This window comes from Micromonospora aurantiaca ATCC 27029 (assembly GCF_000145235.1).
GTDB lineage: Bacteria > Actinomycetota > Actinomycetes > Mycobacteriales > Micromonosporaceae > Micromonospora > Micromonospora aurantiaca.
In genome coordinates this window covers 3,587,451-3,609,175 of sequence record NC_014391.1, presented here as the reverse complement: position 1 = coordinate 3,609,175, position 21,725 = coordinate 3,587,451, and the positions used below count along the sequence as shown (strand labels likewise).

Genomic DNA, 21,725 nt, shown 5'->3' with positions numbered 1-21,725 from the left:
GCTTGCTGCCGCTGCCAGCGCTCGCCAGGTGGAGCACGCGGTCCCGCAGCACGACAGGGGGTGACTGCTTGACCCTCCGGCACCCCGAAGGCCCGCAAAAGCGGTCACCTGCCTCGCGCGGGCGCTCGGGGAGCTCCCACCTCAGCGATACTTGACATAATGTACATTATCGAACCGGGTGGGCCACGTCGAACCCACGGGCCGGAAAGCAAGGGTCGCTAGAGTATGGCCTGCTTTCCGGGCATGACAACCGATCCGCCGTTTTCCAGTTCCCCGCTACCTGGCCACTTAGCCTGGAACCGCAGTTCCGGGCGGTCGTCAGGAGCGTTCTCGATGGACAACCGGCACGATCACGCCGAGCAGAGGAACCCACGCCCCGAGTCCTGGAAGGTCCGGTCCCCCCATCGGATCTTCAGCAAGGCCCGCACCGCGCCCTCGCCCCTGCCGATCCCGAAACCAGCGCCCTGGCTCGTCCTCGGAATCGTCAGCACGGTGGCGCTGCTCCTGGCACTCGACCGCCTAGCTCGGTCCGGCGCCGTCCCGACCGGTCAGAGCGACTGGGAGTTGCTGGAGCCATTCCGTCTCCTCCTGATCGGTGTAGCTCGTGCCTTCGACCGGTCCACTGAGCTGTGGCGACGGATCGGGATACTGTTCCTGTTCCTGGCGGCCTTCGTCGCGTGGCGCAACTTCCGCCGTGAGTGGCTCGCACACCGTCCAGGGGCGGTCGACGTGCGTGACTTCGAGAACGCCGCGGACGCGAACGACACCGGCCGGGCGGCGTACCTGAAGAGCCGGTTCTGCCGTCAACTCGCCACCACCAGCATCTATCCGCCGTACGCGGGCCCGACGACCCTCCCGGCGCAGAACTTCCTCGATGTCCTCGGCGAGGAGCCGGGAACGTTCACGAACCCGTTGGCGGTCCTGCCGAAGTTCATGGCGCGGCTCTGGCCCCGGACGGGTTACATGATCAGGGCGACTCTCCAGGAGCGGAAGCAGGAGCCCTGTTACGGCGTCTCGGTCACGGTCACGTCGTTCGCTGGTGCCACAGGCAGCGCGACGACTACCGAGTGGGGCATGACCTGGGAAGACGCCACGTGTAAGGCGGCCTACTGGACGATGGCCAAGATTCTGCCGGTGACTCGCCTGGCTGATGAGGCACCGTGGCGGACGTGGCGACTCCGCGACCTGCCGACCGGGCTGTTCGAGGCGTACAACGAGGCCAAGAAGCGGCACGACGAGCGGCGTCTCGACGACGCGCTCTGGTGGTATCGGGAAGCTCTTCGCCTGGACCCCTTCAACTCCGACATCCGCATGATGGTGGCCAGCGTTCAGGAAGACCTGGGTCTGTTCCTCGCCGCCCTGGACACGTACCACGGGGCACTCTGCCTCGGTGAGTTGGAGAGCCGCTACACCGCCTCGCTCTGGACCCGCAGACGGGACCGGTGGAGGCACCCCTTCCGCTACCCCATCTCGATGCTGTGGGCCATCCGCCGTCGCCGGGAGCTCATCCGCCTGCGCTACCAGTACGCGAAGACTCTGGCGTATTCGGAACGCACAGCGGAGGACTGGTTCGCCGTCGATGCCGTCGGAGAGCGGAAGGTTCTCCGCGACCAGATCAAGGATCGGTTGATCGCGGTCTTCGTGGGGCGGTACTGGCCGTTGTTGTCTTCCTTTCGCGATGCGGCGGACCGTGCCGAGGCGCAACAGCAGGTCAAGGAGATGCTAGGTGCCCCGGCCACCGCTCGGGTGCTGCTCAACCTGGCCGCGCTCCAGGAGTTTCACCGGTTGCACGAGGACGCAGCCCTGGCGTGGTTGGTCCGCGGAACCCGCTCCGAGGTGACCAGAGGCCTGCTTCGCTTCGCGCGAGACGTGTGGGCGCCGCTCCGGCTCGCCCGCGCCGTACACGACTTGGCCCAGGACCAGCTGACGGTTGCCGGCGTCGAGGTCGGCTGGTTTGCCGAGCAGAAGCTGATGGCGATGCGCGGAACCTGCGACGCTGGTGGCCGCGACGGCTGTACCGGCGAGTCGAGACGATGGTGCGGAGCTGGCCTGTCCAGCCGGAGTCGCTTCGCGACGCCGTCATCCGCGCACAGCGTCGTCATCGGCTCGGCCCGGGGCGTCTGGGCTACCTGGACTACTACCAGGCGGCGGCTGCATACGCCTACGGGCTGTACGGCTATCTCCCCGTTCCCCCACCGAGTCCGGCGGCAGGTGTCGCTCCCGCTCCTCCCGGCGAACTCGGTGACGACCAGCGCCAACGCTTGCTGACCGAGTACGCGGTGATCGAACTCCAGGCCGTGCTGGCCAGCGCTGGCAGCAAGGTCGCCGGGCAGGTCTCGCTCCAGGCCACCACGCAGACCGGTGTGGCCTCACGGCTGCGCAGTTGGATCGCCAGCAGTGACCCGGACTTCGGTCGCCTCCGCGGCAGTGACGACTTTCGGTTCCTTCAACTGGACCTGGACCAGCCGATGCGATCGGTCCTGCGGCGCCCCGAGAACGTCACCCGTATTCGGATCGCGGCGTATGTCAAGAAGCTGCTTCACGACGGGGCGGCGCTGCTGGAGCGAAACTGGCACCAGCGTTGTGAGCCGCCGTGGCGGGCGGATGTCCACGACCTGATCAAGTGGCTCGAGCTGGATGATCGGACATGGCGGCTGCTGGCGAGGATGGCGGAGGACCGCGCTTGGTACTGGCTGCACCGGGCGCAGTTCTGCCGGCTCGTCACCGAGGCGGTGGAGCTCGTGCACGTCGCGGATCTCCGCTTCCCGCCACCTGTGCCGGTGTTCGACGAGTTGGTCATCGAGAAGCCGGACGGCCTGGAGTCGCTGTCTCGACGCGACCAATCCGTCGAAGCCCGGGTGGCTGAGCTGACCCGGCACGTGGACGAGGTCGTCCAGCAGGTCGGCCGGGTGACCGCGACGCTGAGCGCCGCCACCGCTGAGGTCGGCCTGGCGACCTTGAGGCGGGTCGACGCGGAAGGAGAGAGGCCGGGCGTCGAGCGCCTGCGCGCGGTCTGCGGCCGGCGTGCCGCGCACTGGCAGCAGGTAGTCGACATCCTGTCTGATGATCGGCTGCGGGTCGAATTCGTCGACCCGGTGAACATTCAACTTGAGCCCTGAAGGGACGTGCCCGCGCATCCTTGTCGTGGGGCCCTCCGCCGGGCCTCTCCCCTGTGCTGCCGTCCGGCGGTCAGGCGCCGACGTAGTCGGCCAGGTGTTCGCCCGTGAGCGTCGACCGGGCCGCCACGAGATCCGCCGGGGTGCCCTCGTAAACGATCCGGCCGCCGTCGTGTCCGGCGCCCGGACCGAGGTCGATGATCCAGTCGGCGTGCGCCATGACGGCCTGGTGGTGCTCGATCACGATGACGGACTTCCCCGTGTCGACGAGCCGGTCGAGCAGGCCGAGCAGTTGGGCGACGTCGGCCAGGTGCAGGCCGGTGGTGGGTTCGTCGAGGACGTACACGCCGCCCTTGTCCCCCATCCGGGTGGCGAGCTTGAGCCGCTGCCGTTCGCCGCCGGACAGCGTGGTGAGGGGCTGACCGAGCGTGAGGTAGCCGAGGCCGACGTCGGCGAGCCGGTCGAGGATGGTGTGGGCGGCCGGGGTGCGGGCCTCGCCGTCGCTGAAGAACGTCTCGGCTTCGTCGACGGACATGGCGAGGACCTCGCTGATGTCGCGTCCGCCGAGGTGGTAGTCGAGGACGGCGGGCTGGAAGCGCTTGCCTTCGCAGTCCTCGCAGGTGCTGGCGACGCCGGCCATCATGCCGAGGTCGGTGTAGATGACGCCGGCGCCGTTGCAGGTCGGGCAGGCGCCTTCGGAGTTGGCGCTGAACAGGGCGGGTTTGACGCCGTTGGCCTTGGCGAAGGCCTTGCGGATGGGGTCGAGCAGGCCGGTGTAGGTGGCGGGGTTGCTGCGGCGGGAGCCGCGGATGGCGGTCTGGTCGACGCTGACGACGTCCTCGCGTTTGGCCAGTGAGCCGTGGATGAGGCTGCTCTTGCCGGAGCCGGCGACGCCGGTGACGACGACCAGGACGCCCAGGGGGATGTCGACGTCGACGTCGCGCAGGTTGTGGGTGCGGGCGCTGCGGATCGGCAGGGTGCCGGTGGGCGTACGCAGCTTGTCCTTGAGGGTGGCGCGGTCGTCGAGGTGGCGGCCGGTGGTGGTGTCGCTGGCGCGCAGGCCGGCGACTGTGCCTTCGTAGCAGATGGTGCCGCCGGCGGTGCCGGCGCCGGGGCCGAGGTCGACGACGTGGTCGGCGATGGCGATGGTCTCGGGTTTGTGTTCGACGACGAGGACGGTGTTGCCCTTGTCGCGGAGTTGGAGCAGGAGGTTGTTCATGCGGGCGATGTCGTGCGGGTGCAGGCCGATTGTGGGTTCGTCGAAGACGTAGGTGACGTCGGTGAGGGACGAGCCGAGGTGGCGGATCATCTTGGTGCGCTGGGCCTCGCCGCCGGAGAGGGTGCCGGCGGGGCGGTCGAGGCTGAGGTAGCCGAGGCCGATCTCGACGAAGGAGTCGAGGGTGTCCCCCAGTGCCTTGAGCAGCGGGCCGACGGAGGGTTGGTGCAGGTCGCGTACCCAGGTGGCGAGGTCGCTGATCTGCATGGCGCAGGCGTCGGCGATGTTGATGCCGTTGATCTTCGAGGAGCGGGCTTCGGGGGCGAGCCGGGTGCCGTCGCAGTCGGGGCAGGTGGTGAACGTGACGGCGCGTTCGACGAAGGCGCGGATGTGGGGCTGCATGGCGTCGACGTCCTTGGCGAGCATCGACTTGCTGATGGCGGGGATGAGGCCGGTGTAGGTGACGTTGATGCCGTCGACCTTGATCTTCGTGGGCTCCTTGTAGAGCAGGTCGTCGAGTTCGCGTCTGGTGTAGTCGCGGATGGGCTTGTCGGGGTCGAACAGGCCGCTGGAGCGGAAGGTGCGGCTGTACCAGCCGTCCATGCTGTAGCCGGGGATGGTGATGGCGCCCTCGTTGAGGGAGAGCTTCTCGTCGTAGAGGACGGTGAGGTCGAAGTCGGTGACGGCGCCGCGGCCCTCGCAGCGGGGGCACATGCCGCCGAGGCGGTTGAAGGTGCCCTTCTTGGTCTGGGTCTTGCCGGGGCCGCGGTCGACGGTGATGGCGCCGGCGGCGCGTACGGAGGGGACGTTGAAGGAGTAGGCGTTGGGTGGGCCGATGTGGGGGTCGCCGAGGCGGCTGAACAGGATGCGCAGCATGGCGTTGACGTCGGTGGCGGTGCCGACCGTGGAGCGGGGGTCGGCGCCCATGCGTTCCTGGTCGACGATGATGGCGGTGGTGAGGCCTTCGAGGATGTCGACCTCGGGGCGGGACAGGGTGGGCATGAAGCCCTGGACGAAGGCGCTGTAGGTCTCGTTGATGAGGCGCTGGGACTCGGCGGCGATGGTGCCGAAGACCAGTGAGCTCTTGCCGGAGCCGGAGACGCCGGTGAACACGGTGAGGCGGCGTTTGGGTATCTCGACGTCGACGTTGCGCAGGTTGTTCTCGCGGGCGCCGTGGACGCGGATGATGTCGTGGCTGTCGGCGTGGTGCAGGCCGGTGGTGGCCTTGCTCATGGTCTCTCCGTCCGGTGGTGCGGGTGTCAGTCGAGCCAGCGGCCGTCGCGCATCAGGGTGCGGCCGGGTAGCTCGTCGGCTTCGCGCCAGGCTTGTATGCGGTGTGGCGTGATGCGGTACCAGCGGTAGGGCGTGGTCAGGGTACGGGGGTCGAAGCCGGTTCGGGTGGCGAAGCGGTCGCCTCGGCCGGTGGGCAGGGCGTCGAGGGCGAGGGTTTCGACATCGCCGTCGATCATGGTGACGTCGCGGGTGGGGCCGAGGCCGACGCGGGCGCGGCCGCCGGCGAGGTTGCGGCCGGTGGGGCTGTCGGCCGGGGTGGCGACGAGCAGTGTGTGGCCGTCCCAGTCGAAGGACAGGGGCACGAGGTACGGGGTGCCGTCGGGTTCGGCGGTGGCGACCCAGCAGTCGACGTCGTTTTCGAGGCGGTGGGTGGTGTCGTTGCGGCGGCGGGCGCGGGTGCGGGGTGCGTCGGTCATGGGGTGGGTCAGCGCCGCTCGTTGATGCGGATGAGGTTGCCGGTGGGGTCGCGGAAGGCGCAGTCGCGGACGCCGTAGGGCTGTTCGGTGGGTTCCTGGACGACGTCGGCGCCGGAGGCCTGGAGGCGGTCGAACAGGCCGTCGAGGTCGTCGGTGGCGAGGGTGAGCGCGCCGTAGCTGCCCTTGGCGATGAGTTCGAGGATGGTGCGGCGTTCGTCGTCGGTGATGCCGGGGTCGGCGGCCGGCGGGTGCAGGACGATGCCGGTCTCGGGCTGGTTGGGTGGGCCGACGGTGAGCCAGCGCATGTTGTTGTAGCCGACGTCGTTGCGCAGTTCGAAGCCGAGGGTGTCGCGGTAGAAGGCGAGGGCGGCGTCGGCGTCGGTGTGGGGCAGGAAGGCGTAGTGAATGGTGATCGTCATGGTGGTCACGCTAGTGGTGGTCGGCCGGTGCGGGCTTCTCGATTCCTGATCGGTCGGGTCGCCTGTTTGGTCAGGCACGGGGGTGGTTCGGCGGTGTCGGGTGCGTGGCGGGCGCGGTAGGCGCTGGGTGGTTCGCCGACGAGTTCGGTGAAGCGGGTGCTGAAGGTGCCCAGGGACTGGCAGCCGACGGCGAAGCAGACGTCGGTGACGCTGAGGTCGCCGCGGCGCAGCAGGGCCATGGCGCGTTCGATGCGGCGGGTCATGAGGTACGCGTACGGGGATTCGCCGTAGGTCTGGCGGAACTGCCGGCTGAGGTGGCCGGCGGACATGTGTTCGCCGCGGGCGAGGGCTTCGACGTCGAGGGGTTTGGCGTATTCGCGGTCGATGCGGTCGCGGACGCGGCGCAGCCGGGTGAGGTCGCGCAGCCGTTGGGCGAACGCGGGGTCGTCGGTTGCCGGGTGCGGTGGCACGTCCGCATCCTGCCTGGTGGGCGGTGGGGTCGTCCACCTGTTCGAGCGGCGAGTCGCCGCGCGGGTGCACCCGCGCGGCAGGTGCACCCGCGCTGTCGGTCAGCGCAGCCGGCGGGCGGTGAAGCGGGTGGGTGGGTCGGCGATGGCGTCCTGGGCGGCGACGAGTTGCAGTTCGCGGGTACCGGCTTCGAGGGTCGCCTCGAGTACCGCGTAGATCGAGTTGGTGGTGCGTTCCAGTGCGGTCTTCGGTGAGCCGGTGGTGGCGAGGTGGGCGAGGTAGAGGGCGGCGGTGACGTCGCCGCCGCCGTTGGGGGCGATCGGCAGCAGCGGGGTGGTGACGGCCCAGGCGCCGTCGTCGGAGACGGCGACGACTTCCAGGTGGCCGGCGGGCAGGTCGCCGTGCAGGACGCTGGTGACCAGGACGTGCCGGGGGCCGGTGGCGCGGACGGTGTCGACGGCGGCGAGCAGGTCGTCGACGGTGTCGGTGGTGCGGCCGGCGAGGAATTCCAGCTCGAACTGGTTGGGGGTGACGATGTCGGCGCGCGGGACGACTGTGTCGCGGAGGTATTCGGGGATGCCGGGGCGGACGAACATGCCGCGGCCGACGTCGCCCATGACCGGGTCGCAGCAGTAGAGGGCGGCCGGGTTGGCGGCCTTGACGCGGGCGACGGCGTCGAGGATGACGGCGCCGACGGCGGGGTCGCCCTGGTAGCCGGAGAGGACGGCGTCGGCGGTGCCGAGCACGCCGCGGTCCTCGATGCCGGCGATGACGTCGGCGACGTCGGTGGGGGCGAGCAGAGGGCCGCGCCAGGCGCCGTAGCCGGTGTGGTTGGAGAAGTGCACGGTCAGGACCGGCCAGACCTCGTGGCGGAGGCGTTGCAGCGGGAACACGGCGGCGGAGTTGCCGACGTGGCCGTAGGCGACCGACGACTGGATGGACAGGATCTTCACCCGGTCATCGTCGCATCCCGGGCCGGGGATGACTGCCGGTGGTGGGGTGATGACGGGCCGGGACGGCGGTGACCGTTCGGCGCAGCGTTTCGGCCGTCCGGCGCGGGGCGGGTTTGGGTGCAGCGTGCGGCAGGGGCATGAACCGGGGTGTTCTCGCCATCCGGACGGAGGAAGCACTGATGCTTTCCGCACTCGATCGTCGGCACACCGTCGCGCCGCCGGGGTACAGCCGTTGGCTGATTCCTCCGGCGGCGCTGGCGATCCATCTGTGCATCGGGCAGGTCTACGCCACGAGCGTGTACAAGAACTCCCTGATCGCGCATTTCGACACCGGTCAGACGGCGATCGGGGTGATCTTCAGTATCGCGATCGTGATGCTGGGGTTGTCGGCCGCGGTGGCCGGTACGTGGGTGGAGGCGAACGGGCCGCGTAAGGCGATGTTCGTCTCGGCGTGTTTCTGGGCGGCGGGGTTCCTGGTGGGGGCGCTGGGTATCGCGACCGGGCAGCTGTGGTTGCTGTATCTGGGGTACGGGGTGCTGGGCGGGATCGGTCTGGGGATCGGGTACATCTCCCCCGTCTCCACGTTGATCAAGTGGTTCCCGGACCGGCCGGGTCTGGCGACCGGCTTGGCGATCATGGGGTTCGGTGGCGGGGCGATGGTGGCCTCTCCCCTGTCCCGGCAGCTGCTGTCGTTCTACGACCCGGCCTACGACCCGGCGAACAGCGGTTCCACGGCGTCGGGGCCGGCGCTGGTGTGGTTGTTCGTGACGCTCGGCGTCGGCTACTTCGTGATCATGATGTTCGGGGTGTTCAACGTGCGGGTGCCGGCGGCGGACTGGCGGCCGGCCGGGTTCGACCCGGCTCGGGTGGCGGACAAGCCGCTGGTGACGACAGCGAACGTGTCGGCGGCCAACGCGGTCAGGACGCGGTCGTTCTGGCTGCTGTGGGTGGTGCTGTTCTGCAACGTGACGGCGGGTATCGGGATCCTGGAGCAGGCCAGCCCGATGATCCAGGACTTCTTCCGCGAGGGTGGCACGTCGGCGGTGTCGGTGGCGGCGGCCGGCGGGTTCGTGGGGCTGTTGTCGCTGTTCAACATGGCGGGCCGGTTCGTGTGGTCGTCCACGTCGGATGTGATCGGCCGCAAGCCGATCTACATGGTGTACCTGGGTGTGGGCATGGTGCTGTACCTGCTGCTGGCGCTGGTGGGGCAGACCGCGACGGCGTTGTTCGTGCTGCTGGCGTGCGTGATCCTGTCGTTCTACGGCGGCGGGTTCGCCACCGTGCCGGCGTACCTGCGGGACCTGTTCGGCACGTTCGAGGTGGGCGCGATCCACGGCCGGCTGCTGACCGCGTGGTCGGCGGCGGGCGTGGCCGGGCCGCTGATCGTCAACGCGTTCCTCGACGCGCAGGGCGAGCCGGGCACGTTGACCGCGGCGGCGTACCGGCCGGCGCTGTTCACGATGGTCGGCGTGCTGGCGGTGGGTCTGGTGGCGAACCTGCTGGTGCGGCCGGTGCCGCAGCGTTACCACGAGCCCGCGTCCGGGCGGGACGAGACGGGACCGGGGCAGCCGGTGACGGCGGAGAGGAGCGGATCGTGAACGAGCGGACCGGTGGCGGGCAGCGGGCCCGTCTGGTGGTGTCGTGGCTGGTGGTGTCGGCGCTGCTGGGCTACGGCGTGGTGCAGACGCTGATCACGGCGGCGAAGCTGTTCACCCAGTAGGAGACGCGACGCGGCGGCCCGGGGGTGGAGATCCCCGGGCCGCCGCCGGGTCAGAGACCGCCGCCGACGCGCAGGACCGCGCCCGTTGTGTACGAGGCGTCCGGGCCGAGCAGGTACGCGATCGCGCCGGCGACCTCCTCGGGTTCCCCTGCGCGGCCCATCGGGATCCGGCCCGCGGCGGTGTCGGGCCGGTCGGGCACGCCGGAGCGGGCGTGGATGGTGGTGCGGATGATCCCGGGGGCGACGGCGTTGACGCGGACACCGTGCGGCGCGAGTTCCTTGGCCAGCCCGACGGTGAGCGTGTCGGTGGCGGCCTTGACGGCGGCGTAGTGCACGTACTCGCCGGGTGAGCCGAGCGTCGCGGCCACGGAGGAGACGTTGACGATGGCGCCGCCGCGGGTGAGCCGCCGGGCCGCCTGCTGGGCGCACAGCACGTACCCGATGAGGTTGACGTCGACGACCTCGCGCAGGTCGTCGACGCGCAGGTCGGTGAACGGGCCGATCGGGCTGGTGACGCCGGCGTTGTTGACCAGGCCGGTGAGCGGGCCGAGCCGGTCGGCGGCGTCGAAGATGCGGCGTACCTGGTCGGGGTCGGTGGTGTCGGCGGCGACGGTGACCGCGCGGCGGCCGGCGGCGCGCACGTCGGCAGCCACGGATTCGGCGGCGGTGTGGTCGGTGCGGTAGCCGATGACCAGGTCGTGGCCGTCGGCGGCGAGCCGGCGGGCGGTGGCCGCGCCGATGCCGCGTCCTCCCCCGGTGACGATGGTGACGGAGGTCAATGCCCTTCTCCCCTGCCTTGCGGTGGGGGCGACGTTACCGTGGGCGGGACCATCCGGGGTGGAGAGGACTGTCACATGGGGCGCGCGTTGGTGCTGGGTGGCGGCGGGGTGACCGGGGTGGCCTGGGAGCTGGGTCTGCTGGCCGGGCTGGCCGGGCACGGCCTGCGGTTGGACGAGGCGGACCTGGTGGTGGGTACGTCGGCCGGGTCGGTGGTGGGGGCGCAGGTGCGTTCGGGTACGCCGCCGGAGCGGTTGTACGAGGCGCAGCTGCGGCCGCCCCGCGACGAGGTGCCGGCCCGGCTCGGGACGGGCGTGCTGTTGCGCTGGGCGTGGGCCGGTGGGCGGGGCCGGGACGCGGCGCGGGCCCGGGCACGTATCGGCGCGATGGCGTTGTCGGCGCGTACCCCGTCGGAGCAGTCACGGCGGGCGGTGATCGCGGCGCGGCTGCCGTCGCCGGACTGGCCGGCGGCGCGGCTGCTGGTCACCGCCGTGGACGCGGCCTCCGGCGAGTTCGTGGTGTTCGACGCGGACAGCGGGGTGCCGCTGGTGGACGCGGTCGGCGCGAGTTGCGCGGTGCCGGGGGTGTGGCCGCCGGTCACAGTCGGCGGCCGGCGCTACGTCGACGGCGGGGTCCGCTCGCCGGTGAACGCGGACCTGGCGGCCGGGTGCGGGCAGGTGGTGGTCCTGGCGCCGACGCGCGCGGCGGTGGGGCCGATGCCGCGGCTGTCGGCGCAGGTGGCGGCGTTGCGGGAGGCGGGGGCGCGGGTGGCAGTGGTGTCGCCGGACCGGGCGGCGCGGACGGCGATCGGCCGCAACGTGCTGGATCCGGCGCGGCGGGCGGCGTCGGCGCGGGCCGGGTTCGCCCAGGCCGACGCGGTGGCCGACGAGGTGGCCGCGGTGTGGCGCTGACCGGGCGTGCAGCACGGCGCGGCCTGACCGGTGCCGCAGCTCAGGAGACGCCGGTCAGGAGGCTCAGGCGCCGGTTGAGGTAGCGCTGTTCGGGCAGGCTTCCGGTCAGCCGTGCGGCCAGCCGGTAGTGCTCGGCGGCGGCCTGTGGGTCGCCGTGGAGTTCCAGCAGGTGCGCGCGGACGGCGTGCAGCCGGTGGTGGCCGCGCATCGCCGGGTCGGCCAGCAGCGGGTCGAGCAGCGCCAGCCCGACGGCGGGGCCGTGCGCCATGGCCACCGCGACGGCCTGGTTGAGCGTGACGAACGGGCTGGGGGCGACCCGGCTCAGCATGTCGTAGAGGACGCTGATCTGCAGCCAGTCGGTGTCCGGGAAGGCCGGTGCCTCGGCGTGCACGGCGGCGATGGCCGCCTGGAGCTGGTAGCGGCCCACCGGGCCGTGGGGCAGGGCCCGGCCGAGCAGCGTGACGCCCTCGTCGATGAGGTCGCCGCGCCAGCGGGAGCGGTCCTGGTCGGCCAGCGGCACGAGGTCACCGGCGGCGTCGGTGCGGGCGGGCGACCGGGCGTGGGTGAGCAGCATCAGCGCCAGCGCGCCGGTGACCTCGTGGTGGCCGGGCAGCGCGGCGTGGACCTGGCGGGTGAGCCGGATCGCCTCCTCGGCGAGTTCGACGTCGAGGAGCTGGTCGCCGGAGGTGCGGGTGTAGCCCTCGCTGAACACCAGGTGGCACACGTCCAGCACGGCGGCCACCCGGCCGGGCAGCGCGTCCGGCGGCGGCATGGTGAACCGGGCGCCCGCCTCGCGCAGCGTCGCGCGGGCCCGGCTCAGCCGCTGGGTCATGGTCCGGGCCGGCACCAGGTAGGCGGCGGCGATCTGCTCCACGCGCAGTCCCGCGACCGCGCGCAGGGTCAGCGCGACCTGGGAGGGGCGGCTCAGCGCCGGGTGGCAGCACAGGAACAGCAGCCGCAGCGTGTCGTCGGCGCCGGTCACGGGTGTGTCGTCGACGGGCGGCACGACGCCGGCGCCGGGTTGCCGGACCGCGTCGAGCCGCTCGCGGCGGCTGCGGGCCTCCTCGGCGCGCACCCGGTCGATCAGCCGAGCGCGGCGACCCGGATGAGCCAGGCCCGCGGTTCGTCGGGCACGCCGGTGAGCGGCCACCGGGCGGCGGCCGCCTCCGCCGCGTCCTGGAGGGCGTCCTCGCAGGCGTCGGGTTGCCCGTAGCGGCGCAGCAGCGCGGCGCGGACGTGCGGCGCCTCCCGGCGCCACACGTCCGCGAGGGGCGGGGCGTTACTGATCGGACCCGCCCGGCCACATCAGGGGCCGCAGCTCGACGGTCTCCCCCGGGCCGGCGAACTTCGCGGCGACGGCGTCGGCGCGGGCCTGGTCTTCGACGTCGATGAGGAAGAAACCGGCGAGGTGTTCCTTGGCCTCGGAGTACGGGCCGTCGGTCGCCAGCGGCGCGCCGTCGCGCCACCGGTAGAGCCGGGCGGTGCGGGGGTCGGCGAGCGCCTCGCCGACGACCAGCTCCCCGTTGGCGTGCAGCTCGGTCATCACCTGCTCGAAGTCGGCGTTGAGCCGGTCGCGTACCTCGGCGGGCAGCTCCTGGTGGGCGGCGAGGTATTCGGAGGTGGGGTGGCCCCACGGCTCCGGGTTGGAGTGGATCATGATCACGTACCTCACTGTCGGTCCTTCGCGTCGTGCGGCGGTGCCTCCCCGCCGCTCGCCGGGTACGACGGAGCGGGATCGCCGATGTCTACATATCCTCGCGTCATGAGTGACGCGGTGGGTGTCGGTGACCTGGTCGAGGATTTCACGCTGCCGGACGAGACGGGCACGCCACGGCGGCTGTCGGAGTTCCTGGCCGCCGGTCCGGTGGTGCTGTTCTTCTACCCGGCGGCGATGACGCGGGGCTGCACGGCGGAGAGCTGCCACTTCCGGGATCTGGCGGCGGAGTTCGCGGCGGTGGGCGCGTCTCGGGTGGGGATCAGCCGGGATCCGGTGCAGCGGCAGGCGGAGTTCTCCCGCCGGCACGGGTTCGACTATCCGCTGCTGTCCGACGTCGACGGCGAGGTGGCGCGGGCGTTCGGGGTGCGGCGGCGGCTGCCGCTGGGCGCGCTGAGCACCCGGCGGATGACGTTCGTGATCGGCACGGACCGGCGGGTGCTCGCAGTGGTGCACAGCGAGCTGAGCATGAACGAGCACGCCGACGCGGCGCTGCGGGCCCTCGGGGGCTGATCATCGCGGTGTCGCAGCCGGCTGGTATCAAGGCTGCGTCAAACAGGTGTACGGAAGAGGGCGTGATGGCGGGTCAGGGTTTGTCCACTGACGAGGTTCAGGGGATCCGGGAGGCGCTGGCCGCGGGCCGCAAGCCCCGGGTGGTGTTCACCGAGGCGGCCGGGCAGATGGCCGGGCAGCTCGGGCAGGTGGTGGAGCTGACCGACCCGGCGGCGTCGGAGGAGTTCGTGGTGGTGCGGTTCGGCCGCGACGAGCTGCCGTTCTCCCCCGCCGACGTGGCGATCGCCCCGAAGGGTGCCGGGCGGCGTCCGGCCGCCGAGGCGAAGCCGGAACCGGAGCAGCCGCCGGCCGCGCCGGAGCCGGAGTTCGTGCTGGACACGCCGCGGGTGCCGGCGCCGCGGCGGGAGGAACCGAAGACCGAGCAGCCGCAGGCGGAGCCGAAGCCGGCGAAGCGGGTCGTGAAGGCCGCCAAGCCGAAGACCCCGCCGGGGCTGACCGTCACGCTGGCCTACGCCGAGGGCGAGTGGACGGTGGCCGCGCAGCAGGGCACGAAGGCGCTGGCCCGGCCGTACGTGGTGAAGCCGGCCGAGGCGCTGCGGATGGTGGCGCTGGTCGACGTTCCCGGGGTGCAGGAGGCGGTGGAGCAGATCCTGGCCGCCGAGCGGGCCGAGGCCGAGCAGCAGGCGGAGAAGCTGCGCGCCGAGCTGGCCGAGATCGAGGCGCGGCTGGCGGAGCTGCGCGAGGCGCGCTGACCCCGGAACGCCCCGCGGGGCCGGTGCGACCCCCTCGCACCGGCCCCGCGCCCCTGCGCCCACAGGTCGATCAGTGTTGCGGAATGTTCTGTACCCCGATCCGGCGGCGGAACACCCAGTACGTCCAACCTTGGTACGCCAGCACGATCGGCGTGAACACCACAGCGACCCAGGTCATGATCTTCAAGGTGTACGGGGTGGACGCGGCGTTGGTGGCGGTGAGCGTGCCGGCCGCGTCGAGGGTGGACGGCATCACGTTCGGGAACAGCGCGGCGAACAGCGTCGCCACGGCCAGCGCGATCGCCACGGCGGTGCCGGTGAACGCCCAGCCCTCCCGGCGTACCTTGGCCGCGGCCAGACCGCCGAGCAGGGCGAGGGCGGCGCCGACGGCGAGCACGACGGCGGCGGCGCTGGAGCGGATGCTCAGCGACCAGCTCAGGAACGCCACGGCGGCCACGGCGGTGCCGACACCGAGCTTCACGGCGAGGGCACCGGCGCGCTCCCGGATGTCACCGGTGGTCTTGAGCGCCAGGAACACCGCGCCGTGGGTGAGGAACAGCCCCAGCGTGGTCAGGCCGCCGAGCAGCGCGTACGGGTTGAGCAGGTCGAGCAGGCCGCCGACGTACTCGTGGTCGGCGTCCAGCGGCACGCCGCGGAAGATGTTGGCGAACGCCACGCCCCACAGCACGGCCGGGATCGCCGAGCCCCAGAAGATGGCCTGGTCCCAGCGGCGCTTCCAGGACGCCTCGGGCCGCTTGTGGCGGTACTCGAAGGCGACGCCGCGGGCGATCAGGGCCAGCAGGATGAGCAGCAGCGGCAGGTAGAAGCCGGAGAACAGGGTGGCGTACCACTCGGGGAAGGCGGCGAACATGGCGCCGCCGGCGGTGATCAGCCACACCTCGTTGCCGTCCCAGACCGGGCCGATGGTGTTGATCAGGACGCGGCGCTGCCTGTCGTCGCGGCCGAGCACCGGCAGCAGCATCCCGACGCCGAAGTCGAAGCCTTCGAGGATGAAGTAGCCGGTGAAGAGCACTGCTACGAGGAGAAACCAGACGGTCGTCAGTTCCACGGTTGGGCTCCGGGGTGTCAGTAGGCGAACGCCAGCGGGCGCTCGGCGTCGTCGGTGTCGTCGTCGTCGGACTGGGGGGTGACGTCCGGTACGCCGGCGCGGGCGTAGCGGACCAGCAGTTTGAACTCGACCACCGCGAGGACGGCGTAGATGAGGGTGAACGCGGTGAACGAGGTGAGCACCTCGGTCAGGGAGACGCTGCGGGACACGCCGTCGCGGGTGAGCATCTCGCCGAAGACGATCCACGGCTGGCGGCCCATCTCGGTGAAGATCCAGCCGAAGGAGTTGGCCAGCAGCGGCAGCACGGGCATGACCAGGCCGGCCCGCAGCAGCCACTTGCTGGTCGGGGTGCGGCCCTTGCGCTGGCTCCACAGCACCAGCAGCGCGATCGCGGCGGCGGCCAGCCCGAAGCCGATCATGAAGCGGAAGCTCCAGTAGGTGACCGGGATGATCGGGGCGTAGTTGCCGGGGCCGTACTGGCTGGCGTACTGGGCCTGCAGGTCGTTGATGCCCTGCACGGTGCCGTTGGGGTCGCCGGTGCCGAGGAACGACAGCAGGTACGGGATCTTGACGGCGAACAGCTCGCGGCTGCCGTCGAGGCTGCCGACGGTGAACACGGAGAACGAGGCGGGGCTCTCGGTGGTGTAGAGGCCCTCGGCGGCGGCCATCTTCATCGGCTGCACCTCGGTCATGATCTTGCCCTGGATGTCGCCGGTGAGGATGACCAGCGCCGAGGAGATCAGGACGACCCAGGAGCCGAGCTTGGTGGCGAAGCGGTATGCGCCGGTGTCGGCGCTGTCGCGGTTGCGCATCACGTGCCACAGGCCGACGGTGACCATCAGCGACCCGGCGACCAGGAACGCGCCGGCCAGGGTGTGCGGGAAGGTCACCAGGGCGACCTTGTTGGTGAGCACGGCGACGAAGTCCGTCAGCTCGGCCCGGCCACTGTCCGGGTTGATCCGGAACCCGACCGGGTTCTGCATGAACGAGTTGGCGGCGAGGATGAAGTACGCCGACAGGTTGGTGCCGATCGCGGCGGCCCAGATCGCGGCCAGGTGCAGGCGCTTGGGCAGCCGGTCCCAGCCGAAGATCCACAGGCCGATGAACGTGGACTCCAGGAAGAACGCCACCAGGGCCTCGATGGCCAGCGGCGCGCCGAAGATGTCACCGACGAAGCGGGAGTAGTCACTCCAGTTCATGCCGAACTGGAACTCCTGCACGATGCCGGTGACCACACCCATCGCGAAGTTGATCAGAAAGAGCTTGCCGTAGAACTTGGTGAGTTTGAGGTACCGCTCGTTGCCGGTGCGGTGCCACATGGTCTGGAGGATCGCCACCAGCACGGACAGGCCGATGGTCAACGGCACGAACAAGAAGTGGTAGACGGTGGTGACACCGAACTGCCAGCGGGCGACGTCCAACGCGTCCACCTGAAACCCCCAGCTGCGCATACTACGAGACGTAGTAGATACTACTCGGCGTCGTAGCGAAAGCAGCAGGGCCGCAGGGCCCCACCCGGCCCGGGACCAATGACCCTGATCACCTTGCCGGAGGACCTGCGGTCCCGGGATCCTCCTCGCCGGAGGACCCCCACCGGCTCCCCCCGCTGTGCCCGCGCGTGGGAACATCCAGCACTGATGAACAGCACCCCCTGGCGCGCGCCGCTGCTGTGGCGGAGCGCGCAGACGCTCGCCCGCGCCGTCGTCGGGCTGGTCGGCCGGCTGGAGGTCACCGGCGACGTGCCCGACGCGCTGCGCCACGGCCCGCTGGTCCTGGCCGCCAACCACATCAGCCCGTTCGACCCGGTGGTGCTCGCCGCCGCCTGCCGGGTCCGGCGCGTCGCGCCCCGGATCATGGCCACCGGCGGTCTGTTCCGGGCCCCGGTGATCGGGTCGCTGATGCGCCGCGCCGGGCACATCCGCGTCGACCGGGGCACCTCCGCGGTGCACCGGTCACTGGAGGTCGCCGCCGAGGCCGTGGCCGGCGGCTCGGTGGTGGTGGTCTACCCGGAGGGACGCATCGGGCTCGACCCGGGCATGTGGCCCGAGCGGGGCAAGACCGGCGCCGCCCGGCTCGCCTTCGCCAGCGGCGCCGCCGTGGTCCCGGTCGCCCAGTGGGGCTCGCACGAGGTGCTCCCCTACCGGGCGCCCAAGGGCATGCTGCGTGCGACAGCCCGGGCGATCGTCCGCCGGCCCGCCATCCGGGTGCACTTCGGCGCCCCGGTGCCGCTGGACGACCTGCGGTCGGGCTCCCCCGGCGCGGCCCGGCAGGCCACCGACCGGATCATCGACGCGATCACCGACGACCTGGTGCCGCTGCGCCCCGACGAGCCGGACCGGCCGCGCCACGTCGACCCGGGCCGGCCGGTCGACACCGCCCGCGCCCACCGTCGCCACCGCGCCGGCTGAGGCATCCCGGCGCCGGTGGCGGGTATCAAGTCCTCGCGCCCCTTCAGGTGGAGAGGACCTGGTCATGACCGCTGTCCGAGCACTCGTTCTCAACTGCACCCTGAAGCGCTCCCCGGCGACGTCCAGTTCACAGGTGCTCGGTCAGGAGGTGCTCGACGCGCTGGCCGAGCAGGGTGTCGACGGCGAGATCGTCCGGGTGGTCGACCACGACGTGCGCTTCGGGGTCTCCGTCGACGAGGGCGACGGCGACGGCTGGCCCGGCATCCGCGCCAAGCTGCTCGCCGCCCAGATCCTGATCATCGCCACGCCGATCTGGCTCGGTCAGCCCTCGTCGGTGACCAAGATGGTCCTCGAACGGTTGGACGCCGAGCTGTCCGAGACCGACGACCAGGGCCGCCTGCGCACCTACGGCAAGGTCGGCGGGGTGGCCGTGGTCGGCAACGAGGACGGCGCGCACCACACCATCGCCGAGGTGCAGCAGGCCCTCAACGAGGTGGGGTTCACCTGCCCGGCCGCCGGGGCCACCTACTGGGTCGGGGAGGCGCTGCACAAGACCGACTACGTCGACGCCCGCCCCAAACCCGACACGACCGGCCGCACCACCGCCGCGCTGGCGCTCAACAGCGCCCACCTGGCCCGGCTGCTCGCGGACCGGCCCTACCCGCCACCCGGAACCCGCGGCGCAGGCACCGAACCCAGCAGCCAGTCCGGCTGACCCGGCGCCCCCTGCCCGCACCCGACCCGACCCCGCGGCCCGCTACTCCGCCGTCGATCTTGCAATTGGTGCCCCGGCAAACCCGGCCAAACGCCCCCGACGAGGGGCCGCAAGTGCAAGATCAGCGAGGCGAGGGCGGGGCGGGCAGGGTGGGTCAGGGGGTGGTGCGCAGCCGGTCGTCGAGTGCGGCCAGGTCCGGGACGAACCACACCTGGTCGTGCCGGTTCGACTCGGCCACCAGCGCGCGCAACGCGTCGCTGCGCTCCAGGTGGGCGGAGATGTCACCGACGATCGCCAGGCGCAGCCGGTAGTTGACGAACTTCTGCATCACGTCGCCGGCGAAGCGGGTGCCGAGCGTGAAGAAGTCGGGGTCGAGCCGCTCGGCCGGCACCGCGACCACAGTCGCGCCGAGGAACGCCGCGCCGATCAGGTCCAGCGCGTCGCGCTCGGTGGCGATCGGCGGGCCGTCCGGGTCGCAGACCAGCACCTGCTCGCCGGCGCGCTCCTGCATCAGGTCAGCCACGGCTGTGCTCCCCGCCGCCGAGCAGGCCGTTGCCGCCGTCGAGCACCCCGTCGAGCAGGCGCAGCAGGTCGGCGGTGGCGGTGAGATCGCCCAGGATCATGATGGTCATGCGGTGCCGCTCCTCGTCGTGGACCGTCTGCACGCGCAGCGGACGGTCCGGGTCGTGGTGGGTGTTCACACCGGCCAGCACCAGCGTGGCGAGCCGGTCGACGGCGGCCCGGTCGACGCCGTCGAGCCGCACGACGCTCGACACCTCCGCCGCCGGCACCGAGGGCGGCGCCGGCCGGCCGGTCAGCGCGTCCAGGTCCGCGCGGGTGATCCGGTACTGCTTGCCGATCCGCGTGGCCCGCAGCCGCCCGGAGCGGATGTAGCCGCGCACGGTGCGCACGTGCAGGCCGAGCAGGTCAGCGACCTGCTCCACCGAGTACATGTCGTTACTCATCGCACCCTATCTTAGCGATGATGGGGAACGATAGGTAATTTCACCGCCCGGCCATGTCTGCGCCACCCGGGCCGGGCATACTGCCCGCGTGCAGCCCCGTCACGGCTACCTCGACGCGCCCGCGCCGCTGGCGTTCGCCCACCGCGGCGGCGCGGCCGACGGCGACGAGAACACCGCCGCCGCGTTCGCCCGTGCCGTCGCCCTGGGCTACCGGTACGTGGAGACCGACGTGCACGCCACCGCCGACGGCGTACCGGTGGTCTTCCACGACCCGACGCTGCGCCGGGTCACCGGCGAGCCGGGTCGCATCGCGGATCTGCGCTGGGCCGACCTGGCCTCGGTACGCGTCGGCGGCGCCGCCCTGGTGCCCCGCCTGGACGAGGTGCTCGGCGCCTGGCCGCAGGTGCGGTTCAACATCGACGTGAAGTCCGACGGCGGCGTGACGCCCACCGTCGCCACGGTCACCCGGGTCCGCGCGGGCGGGCGGGTGCTGCTCGCCTCGTTCAGCGACGCCCGGCTGGCCCGGCTGCGGGCGCTGGCCGGGCCGAAGGTCGCCACCAGCCTCGGCATGCGCGGCGTGGCCCGGCTGCGGCTGGCCTCGCTGCACGGACGGCCGCTACGGCTGCCCCCGTCGGTGGTGGCCGCGCAGGTGCCCGTCGCCTTCGGGCGGGTGCCGGTGGCCGACCGGCGGTTCCTCGCGTACTGCCACCGGATCGGGTTGCAGGTGCACGTCTGGACGATCGACGATCCCGCCCAGATGCACCACTTACTTGATCTTGGTGTGGATGGCATCATGACCGATCACGTCAGCGTGCTCCGTGACGTCTATCGCAGTCGCGGCCACTGGGCCGCCTGAGCCCCCGAGGACGACCCCCGATGGCCGATACGGTCACCCCCGCCGTCGCCGACCCCGCCGGACCGGGCAGCACCCGCCGCGAGCGCACCGGCTGGTACTTCTACGACTGGGCGAACTCCGCGTTCCAGACCACAGTCATCACGGTCTTCCTCGGGCCGTTCCTCACCACGGTCACCGAACTCGCCGCCGGTTGCGAGCTGGGCGCGGACAGCTGCGACGGCGCGGTGTACCCGCTGGGCATCAAGGTCGCCGCCGGATCGTTCTACCCGTACCTGATCTCGCTGTCGGTCTTCCTCACCGTGTTCGTGCTGCCGGTGATCGGCGCGATCGCCGACCGGTCGGCGCACAAGAAGCGGCTGCTCGCCGCCGCGGCGTTCACCGGCGCCGGCGCGACAATCGCGTTCGCGTTCGTCACCGGCGAGCGCTACCTGCTCGGCGGCGCGCTGTTCCTGATCGCGAACATCTCCTTCGGCGCCGCCGTGGTCGTCTACAACTCGTTCCTGCCGCAACTCGGCGGTCCCGACGAGCGCGACGGCATCTCCAGCCGCGGCTGGGCCATCGGCTACCTCGGCGGCGGCCTGCTGCTCGCGCTGAACCTGGTCGCGGTCACCATGCTCAGCGAGGAGGGCAACGCCCAGCGCACGCTGGACCTGGCCCGCTGGTCGATCGTTTCCGCAGGCGTGTGGTGGGCCGCGTTCACCCTGGTGCCGCTGCGCTGGCTGCGGGAACACCCGACCGAGGCGGCCCGCCGGGGCGGCAGCGGCGTCAACGTGCTCACCGACGGGTTCCGGCAGCTCGGGCGCACCCTGCGGGAGATCAAGACGTACCCGCTGACGCTGTACTTCCTGCTCGCGTTCCTGGTCTTCAACGACGGCATCCAGACCGTCATCACCCTCGCCAGCCAGTACGGCACCGAGGAACTGCGGCTGGAGCAGAGCACGCTGATCGTGACGATCCTGCTGGTGCAGTTCCTCGCCTTCGGCGGCGCGCTCGCCCTCGGCGCGCTCGCCAAACGCATCGGTGCCTGGAAGACCGTGCTGCTGTCGCTGGTGCTCTGGACCGGTGTGATCATCGCCGCGTTCCGGCTGCCGGCCGAGGCGCCCGTGCCGTTCATGATCCTCGGCGGCTGCATCGGCCTGGTGCTCGGCGGCAGCCAGGCGCTGAGCCGGTCGCTGTTCAGCCAGCTCATCCCGGCCGGCAAGGAGGGCGAGTACTACGGCTTCTACGAGATCAGCGACAAGGGCACCAGCTGGCTCGGCCCGCTGGCGTTCGGCCTGGTCTTCCAGCTGACCTCGTCGTACCGGGTGGGCCTGGTGTCGCTGCTGATCTTCTTCGTGGTCGGCTTCGCGCTGCTGGCCGCCGTGCCGATGCGCCGGGCCATCATCGCCGCCGGGAACACCCCGCCCCGGGTGCTCTGACCCGCCGCGCCCCCGTGGATCATCGG

General features: G+C 71.5%; 22 protein-coding genes and 1 pseudogene. 11 read left to right on the top strand and 12 right to left on the bottom strand.

The annotated features are described in order from the left end of the window. Window positions 1–333: 333 nt before the first annotated feature. Together MICAU_RS15905 and MICAU_RS15900 are read left to right on the top strand one after the other, a co-directional pair. Window positions 334–2,268, top strand: coding sequence for a hypothetical protein (locus tag MICAU_RS15905; RefSeq protein WP_013286353.1), 1,935 nt, complete (start codon window positions 334–336; stop codon window positions 2,266–2,268). Then, window positions 2,262–3,119: a hypothetical protein gene (locus MICAU_RS15900; RefSeq protein WP_013286352.1), complete on the top strand. Its 858-nt coding sequence runs from the start codon at window positions 2,262–2,264 to the stop codon at window positions 3,117–3,119. Before MICAU_RS15905 ends, MICAU_RS15900 begins: the two co-directional genes overlap by 7 nt. Before the next feature lie 70 nt (window positions 3,120–3,189). Here MICAU_RS15900 and MICAU_RS15895 read toward each other — a convergent pair whose 3' ends face one another. From MICAU_RS15895 to pdxY, 5 genes are all read right to left on the bottom strand, one after another. After that, complete coding sequence (locus MICAU_RS15895; protein ID WP_013286351.1) at window positions 3,190–5,565, bottom strand: ATP-binding cassette domain-containing protein; 2,376 nt, start codon at window positions 5,563–5,565, stop codon at window positions 3,190–3,192. A 26-nt stretch (window positions 5,566–5,591) separates the two neighbouring features. Beyond that, window positions 5,592–6,041, bottom strand: coding sequence for a pyridoxamine 5'-phosphate oxidase family protein (locus MICAU_RS15890; RefSeq protein WP_013286350.1), 450 nt, complete (start codon window positions 6,039–6,041; stop codon window positions 5,592–5,594). 8 nt (window positions 6,042–6,049) lie between these two features. Beyond that, on the bottom strand, window positions 6,050–6,460 hold the full coding sequence (locus tag MICAU_RS15885; RefSeq protein ID WP_013286349.1) for a VOC family protein: 411 nt from the start codon (window positions 6,458–6,460) through the stop codon (window positions 6,050–6,052). 5 nt (window positions 6,461–6,465) lie between these two features. Next, entirely contained in the window at window positions 6,466–6,930 is a 465-nt protein-coding gene (locus MICAU_RS15880) for a helix-turn-helix transcriptional regulator (RefSeq protein ID WP_013286348.1), read from the bottom strand. 99 nt (window positions 6,931–7,029) lie between these two features. Next, entirely contained in the window at window positions 7,030–7,881 is an 852-nt protein-coding gene (gene pdxY, locus MICAU_RS15875) for a pyridoxal kinase PdxY (protein WP_013286347.1), read from the bottom strand. A gap of 179 nt (window positions 7,882–8,060) precedes the next feature. Here pdxY and MICAU_RS15870 point away from each other — a divergent pair, with 179 nt between their 5' ends. Then, a complete protein-coding gene (locus tag MICAU_RS15870) occupies window positions 8,061–9,479 on the top strand; it encodes an OFA family MFS transporter (protein WP_013286346.1) in 1,419 nt (472 codons plus the stop codon). After that, window positions 9,476–9,601, top strand: coding sequence for an MFS transporter small subunit (locus tag MICAU_RS33455; RefSeq protein WP_013286345.1), 126 nt, complete (start codon window positions 9,476–9,478; stop codon window positions 9,599–9,601). Before MICAU_RS15870 ends, MICAU_RS33455 begins: the two co-directional genes overlap by 4 nt. A gap of 50 nt (window positions 9,602–9,651) precedes the next feature. Here MICAU_RS33455 and MICAU_RS15865 read toward each other — a convergent pair whose 3' ends face one another. Further along, window positions 9,652–10,380: an SDR family NAD(P)-dependent oxidoreductase gene (locus MICAU_RS15865; protein WP_013286344.1), complete on the bottom strand. Its 729-nt coding sequence runs from the start codon at window positions 10,378–10,380 to the stop codon at window positions 9,652–9,654. A gap of 75 nt (window positions 10,381–10,455) precedes the next feature. On the opposite strand from MICAU_RS15865, the gene MICAU_RS15860 reads away from it, so the two are divergent. After that, window positions 10,456–11,289: a patatin-like phospholipase family protein gene (locus tag MICAU_RS15860; protein WP_013286343.1), complete on the top strand. Its 834-nt coding sequence runs from the start codon at window positions 10,456–10,458 to the stop codon at window positions 11,287–11,289. Window positions 11,290–11,329: 40 nt separating this feature from the next. Here the strand turns inward: MICAU_RS15860 and MICAU_RS15855 are convergent. Continuing rightward, window positions 11,330–12,549: pseudogene (locus MICAU_RS15855) on the bottom strand (RNA polymerase sigma factor). Between the two features lie 19 nt (window positions 12,550–12,568). Then, the gene (locus tag MICAU_RS15850) at window positions 12,569–12,961 is read right to left on the bottom strand and encodes a YciI family protein (protein WP_041799033.1); all 393 of its coding nucleotides are present in this window, start codon (window positions 12,959–12,961) and stop codon (window positions 12,569–12,571) included. Window positions 12,962–13,051: 90 nt separating this feature from the next. Here MICAU_RS15850 and MICAU_RS15845 point away from each other — a divergent pair, with 90 nt between their 5' ends. Beyond that, on the top strand, window positions 13,052–13,516 hold the full coding sequence (locus tag MICAU_RS15845; protein WP_221488069.1) for a peroxiredoxin: 465 nt from the start codon (window positions 13,052–13,054) through the stop codon (window positions 13,514–13,516). 65 nt (window positions 13,517–13,581) lie between these two features. Then, window positions 13,582–14,268, top strand: a complete 687-nt coding sequence (locus tag MICAU_RS15840; RefSeq protein ID WP_013286338.1) for a hypothetical protein — start codon at window positions 13,582–13,584, stop codon at window positions 14,266–14,268. 70 nt (window positions 14,269–14,338) lie between these two features. Here the strand turns inward: MICAU_RS15840 and cydB are convergent, their stop codons facing one another. Further along, window positions 14,339–15,337 (bottom strand): cytochrome d ubiquinol oxidase subunit II, encoded by a 999-nt coding sequence (cydB, locus tag MICAU_RS15835; protein ID WP_013286337.1) that lies wholly within the window; start codon window positions 15,335–15,337, stop codon window positions 14,339–14,341. Between the two features lie 17 nt (window positions 15,338–15,354). Beyond that, window positions 15,355–16,767: a cytochrome ubiquinol oxidase subunit I gene (locus MICAU_RS15830; RefSeq protein ID WP_179945456.1), complete on the bottom strand. Its 1,413-nt coding sequence runs from the start codon at window positions 16,765–16,767 to the stop codon at window positions 15,355–15,357. Between the two features lie 207 nt (window positions 16,768–16,974). Between MICAU_RS15830 and MICAU_RS15825 the strand changes: the two genes are divergently transcribed. Further along, window positions 16,975–17,745 carry a lysophospholipid acyltransferase family protein gene (locus MICAU_RS15825; RefSeq protein WP_013286335.1) on the top strand — a complete coding sequence of 257 codons (771 nt, stop codon included), beginning with the start codon at window positions 16,975–16,977 and terminating at the stop codon, window positions 17,743–17,745. Window positions 17,746–17,809: 64 nt separating this feature from the next. After that, window positions 17,810–18,460, top strand: coding sequence for a flavodoxin family protein (locus tag MICAU_RS15820; protein WP_013286334.1), 651 nt, complete (start codon window positions 17,810–17,812; stop codon window positions 18,458–18,460). Between the two features lie 154 nt (window positions 18,461–18,614). Here MICAU_RS15820 and MICAU_RS15815 read toward each other — a convergent pair whose 3' ends face one another. After that, window positions 18,615–18,983, bottom strand: coding sequence for a DUF4180 domain-containing protein (locus tag MICAU_RS15815; protein WP_013286333.1), 369 nt, complete (start codon window positions 18,981–18,983; stop codon window positions 18,615–18,617). Then, window positions 18,976–19,425 (bottom strand): helix-turn-helix domain-containing protein, encoded by a 450-nt coding sequence (locus tag MICAU_RS15810; RefSeq protein WP_013286332.1) that lies wholly within the window; start codon window positions 19,423–19,425, stop codon window positions 18,976–18,978. Before MICAU_RS15810 ends, MICAU_RS15815 begins: the two co-directional genes overlap by 8 nt. Window positions 19,426–19,513: 88 nt before the next feature. Here MICAU_RS15810 and MICAU_RS15805 point away from each other — a divergent pair, with 88 nt between their 5' ends. Both MICAU_RS15805 and MICAU_RS15800 read left to right on the top strand, forming a co-directional pair. Next, window positions 19,514–20,281, top strand: coding sequence for a glycerophosphodiester phosphodiesterase family protein (locus MICAU_RS15805; RefSeq protein ID WP_013286331.1), 768 nt, complete (start codon window positions 19,514–19,516; stop codon window positions 20,279–20,281). A 20-nt stretch (window positions 20,282–20,301) separates the two neighbouring features. Then, window positions 20,302–21,699 (top strand): MFS transporter, encoded by a 1,398-nt coding sequence (locus MICAU_RS15800; protein WP_013286330.1) that lies wholly within the window; start codon window positions 20,302–20,304, stop codon window positions 21,697–21,699. Window positions 21,700–21,725 lie beyond the last annotated feature (26 nt).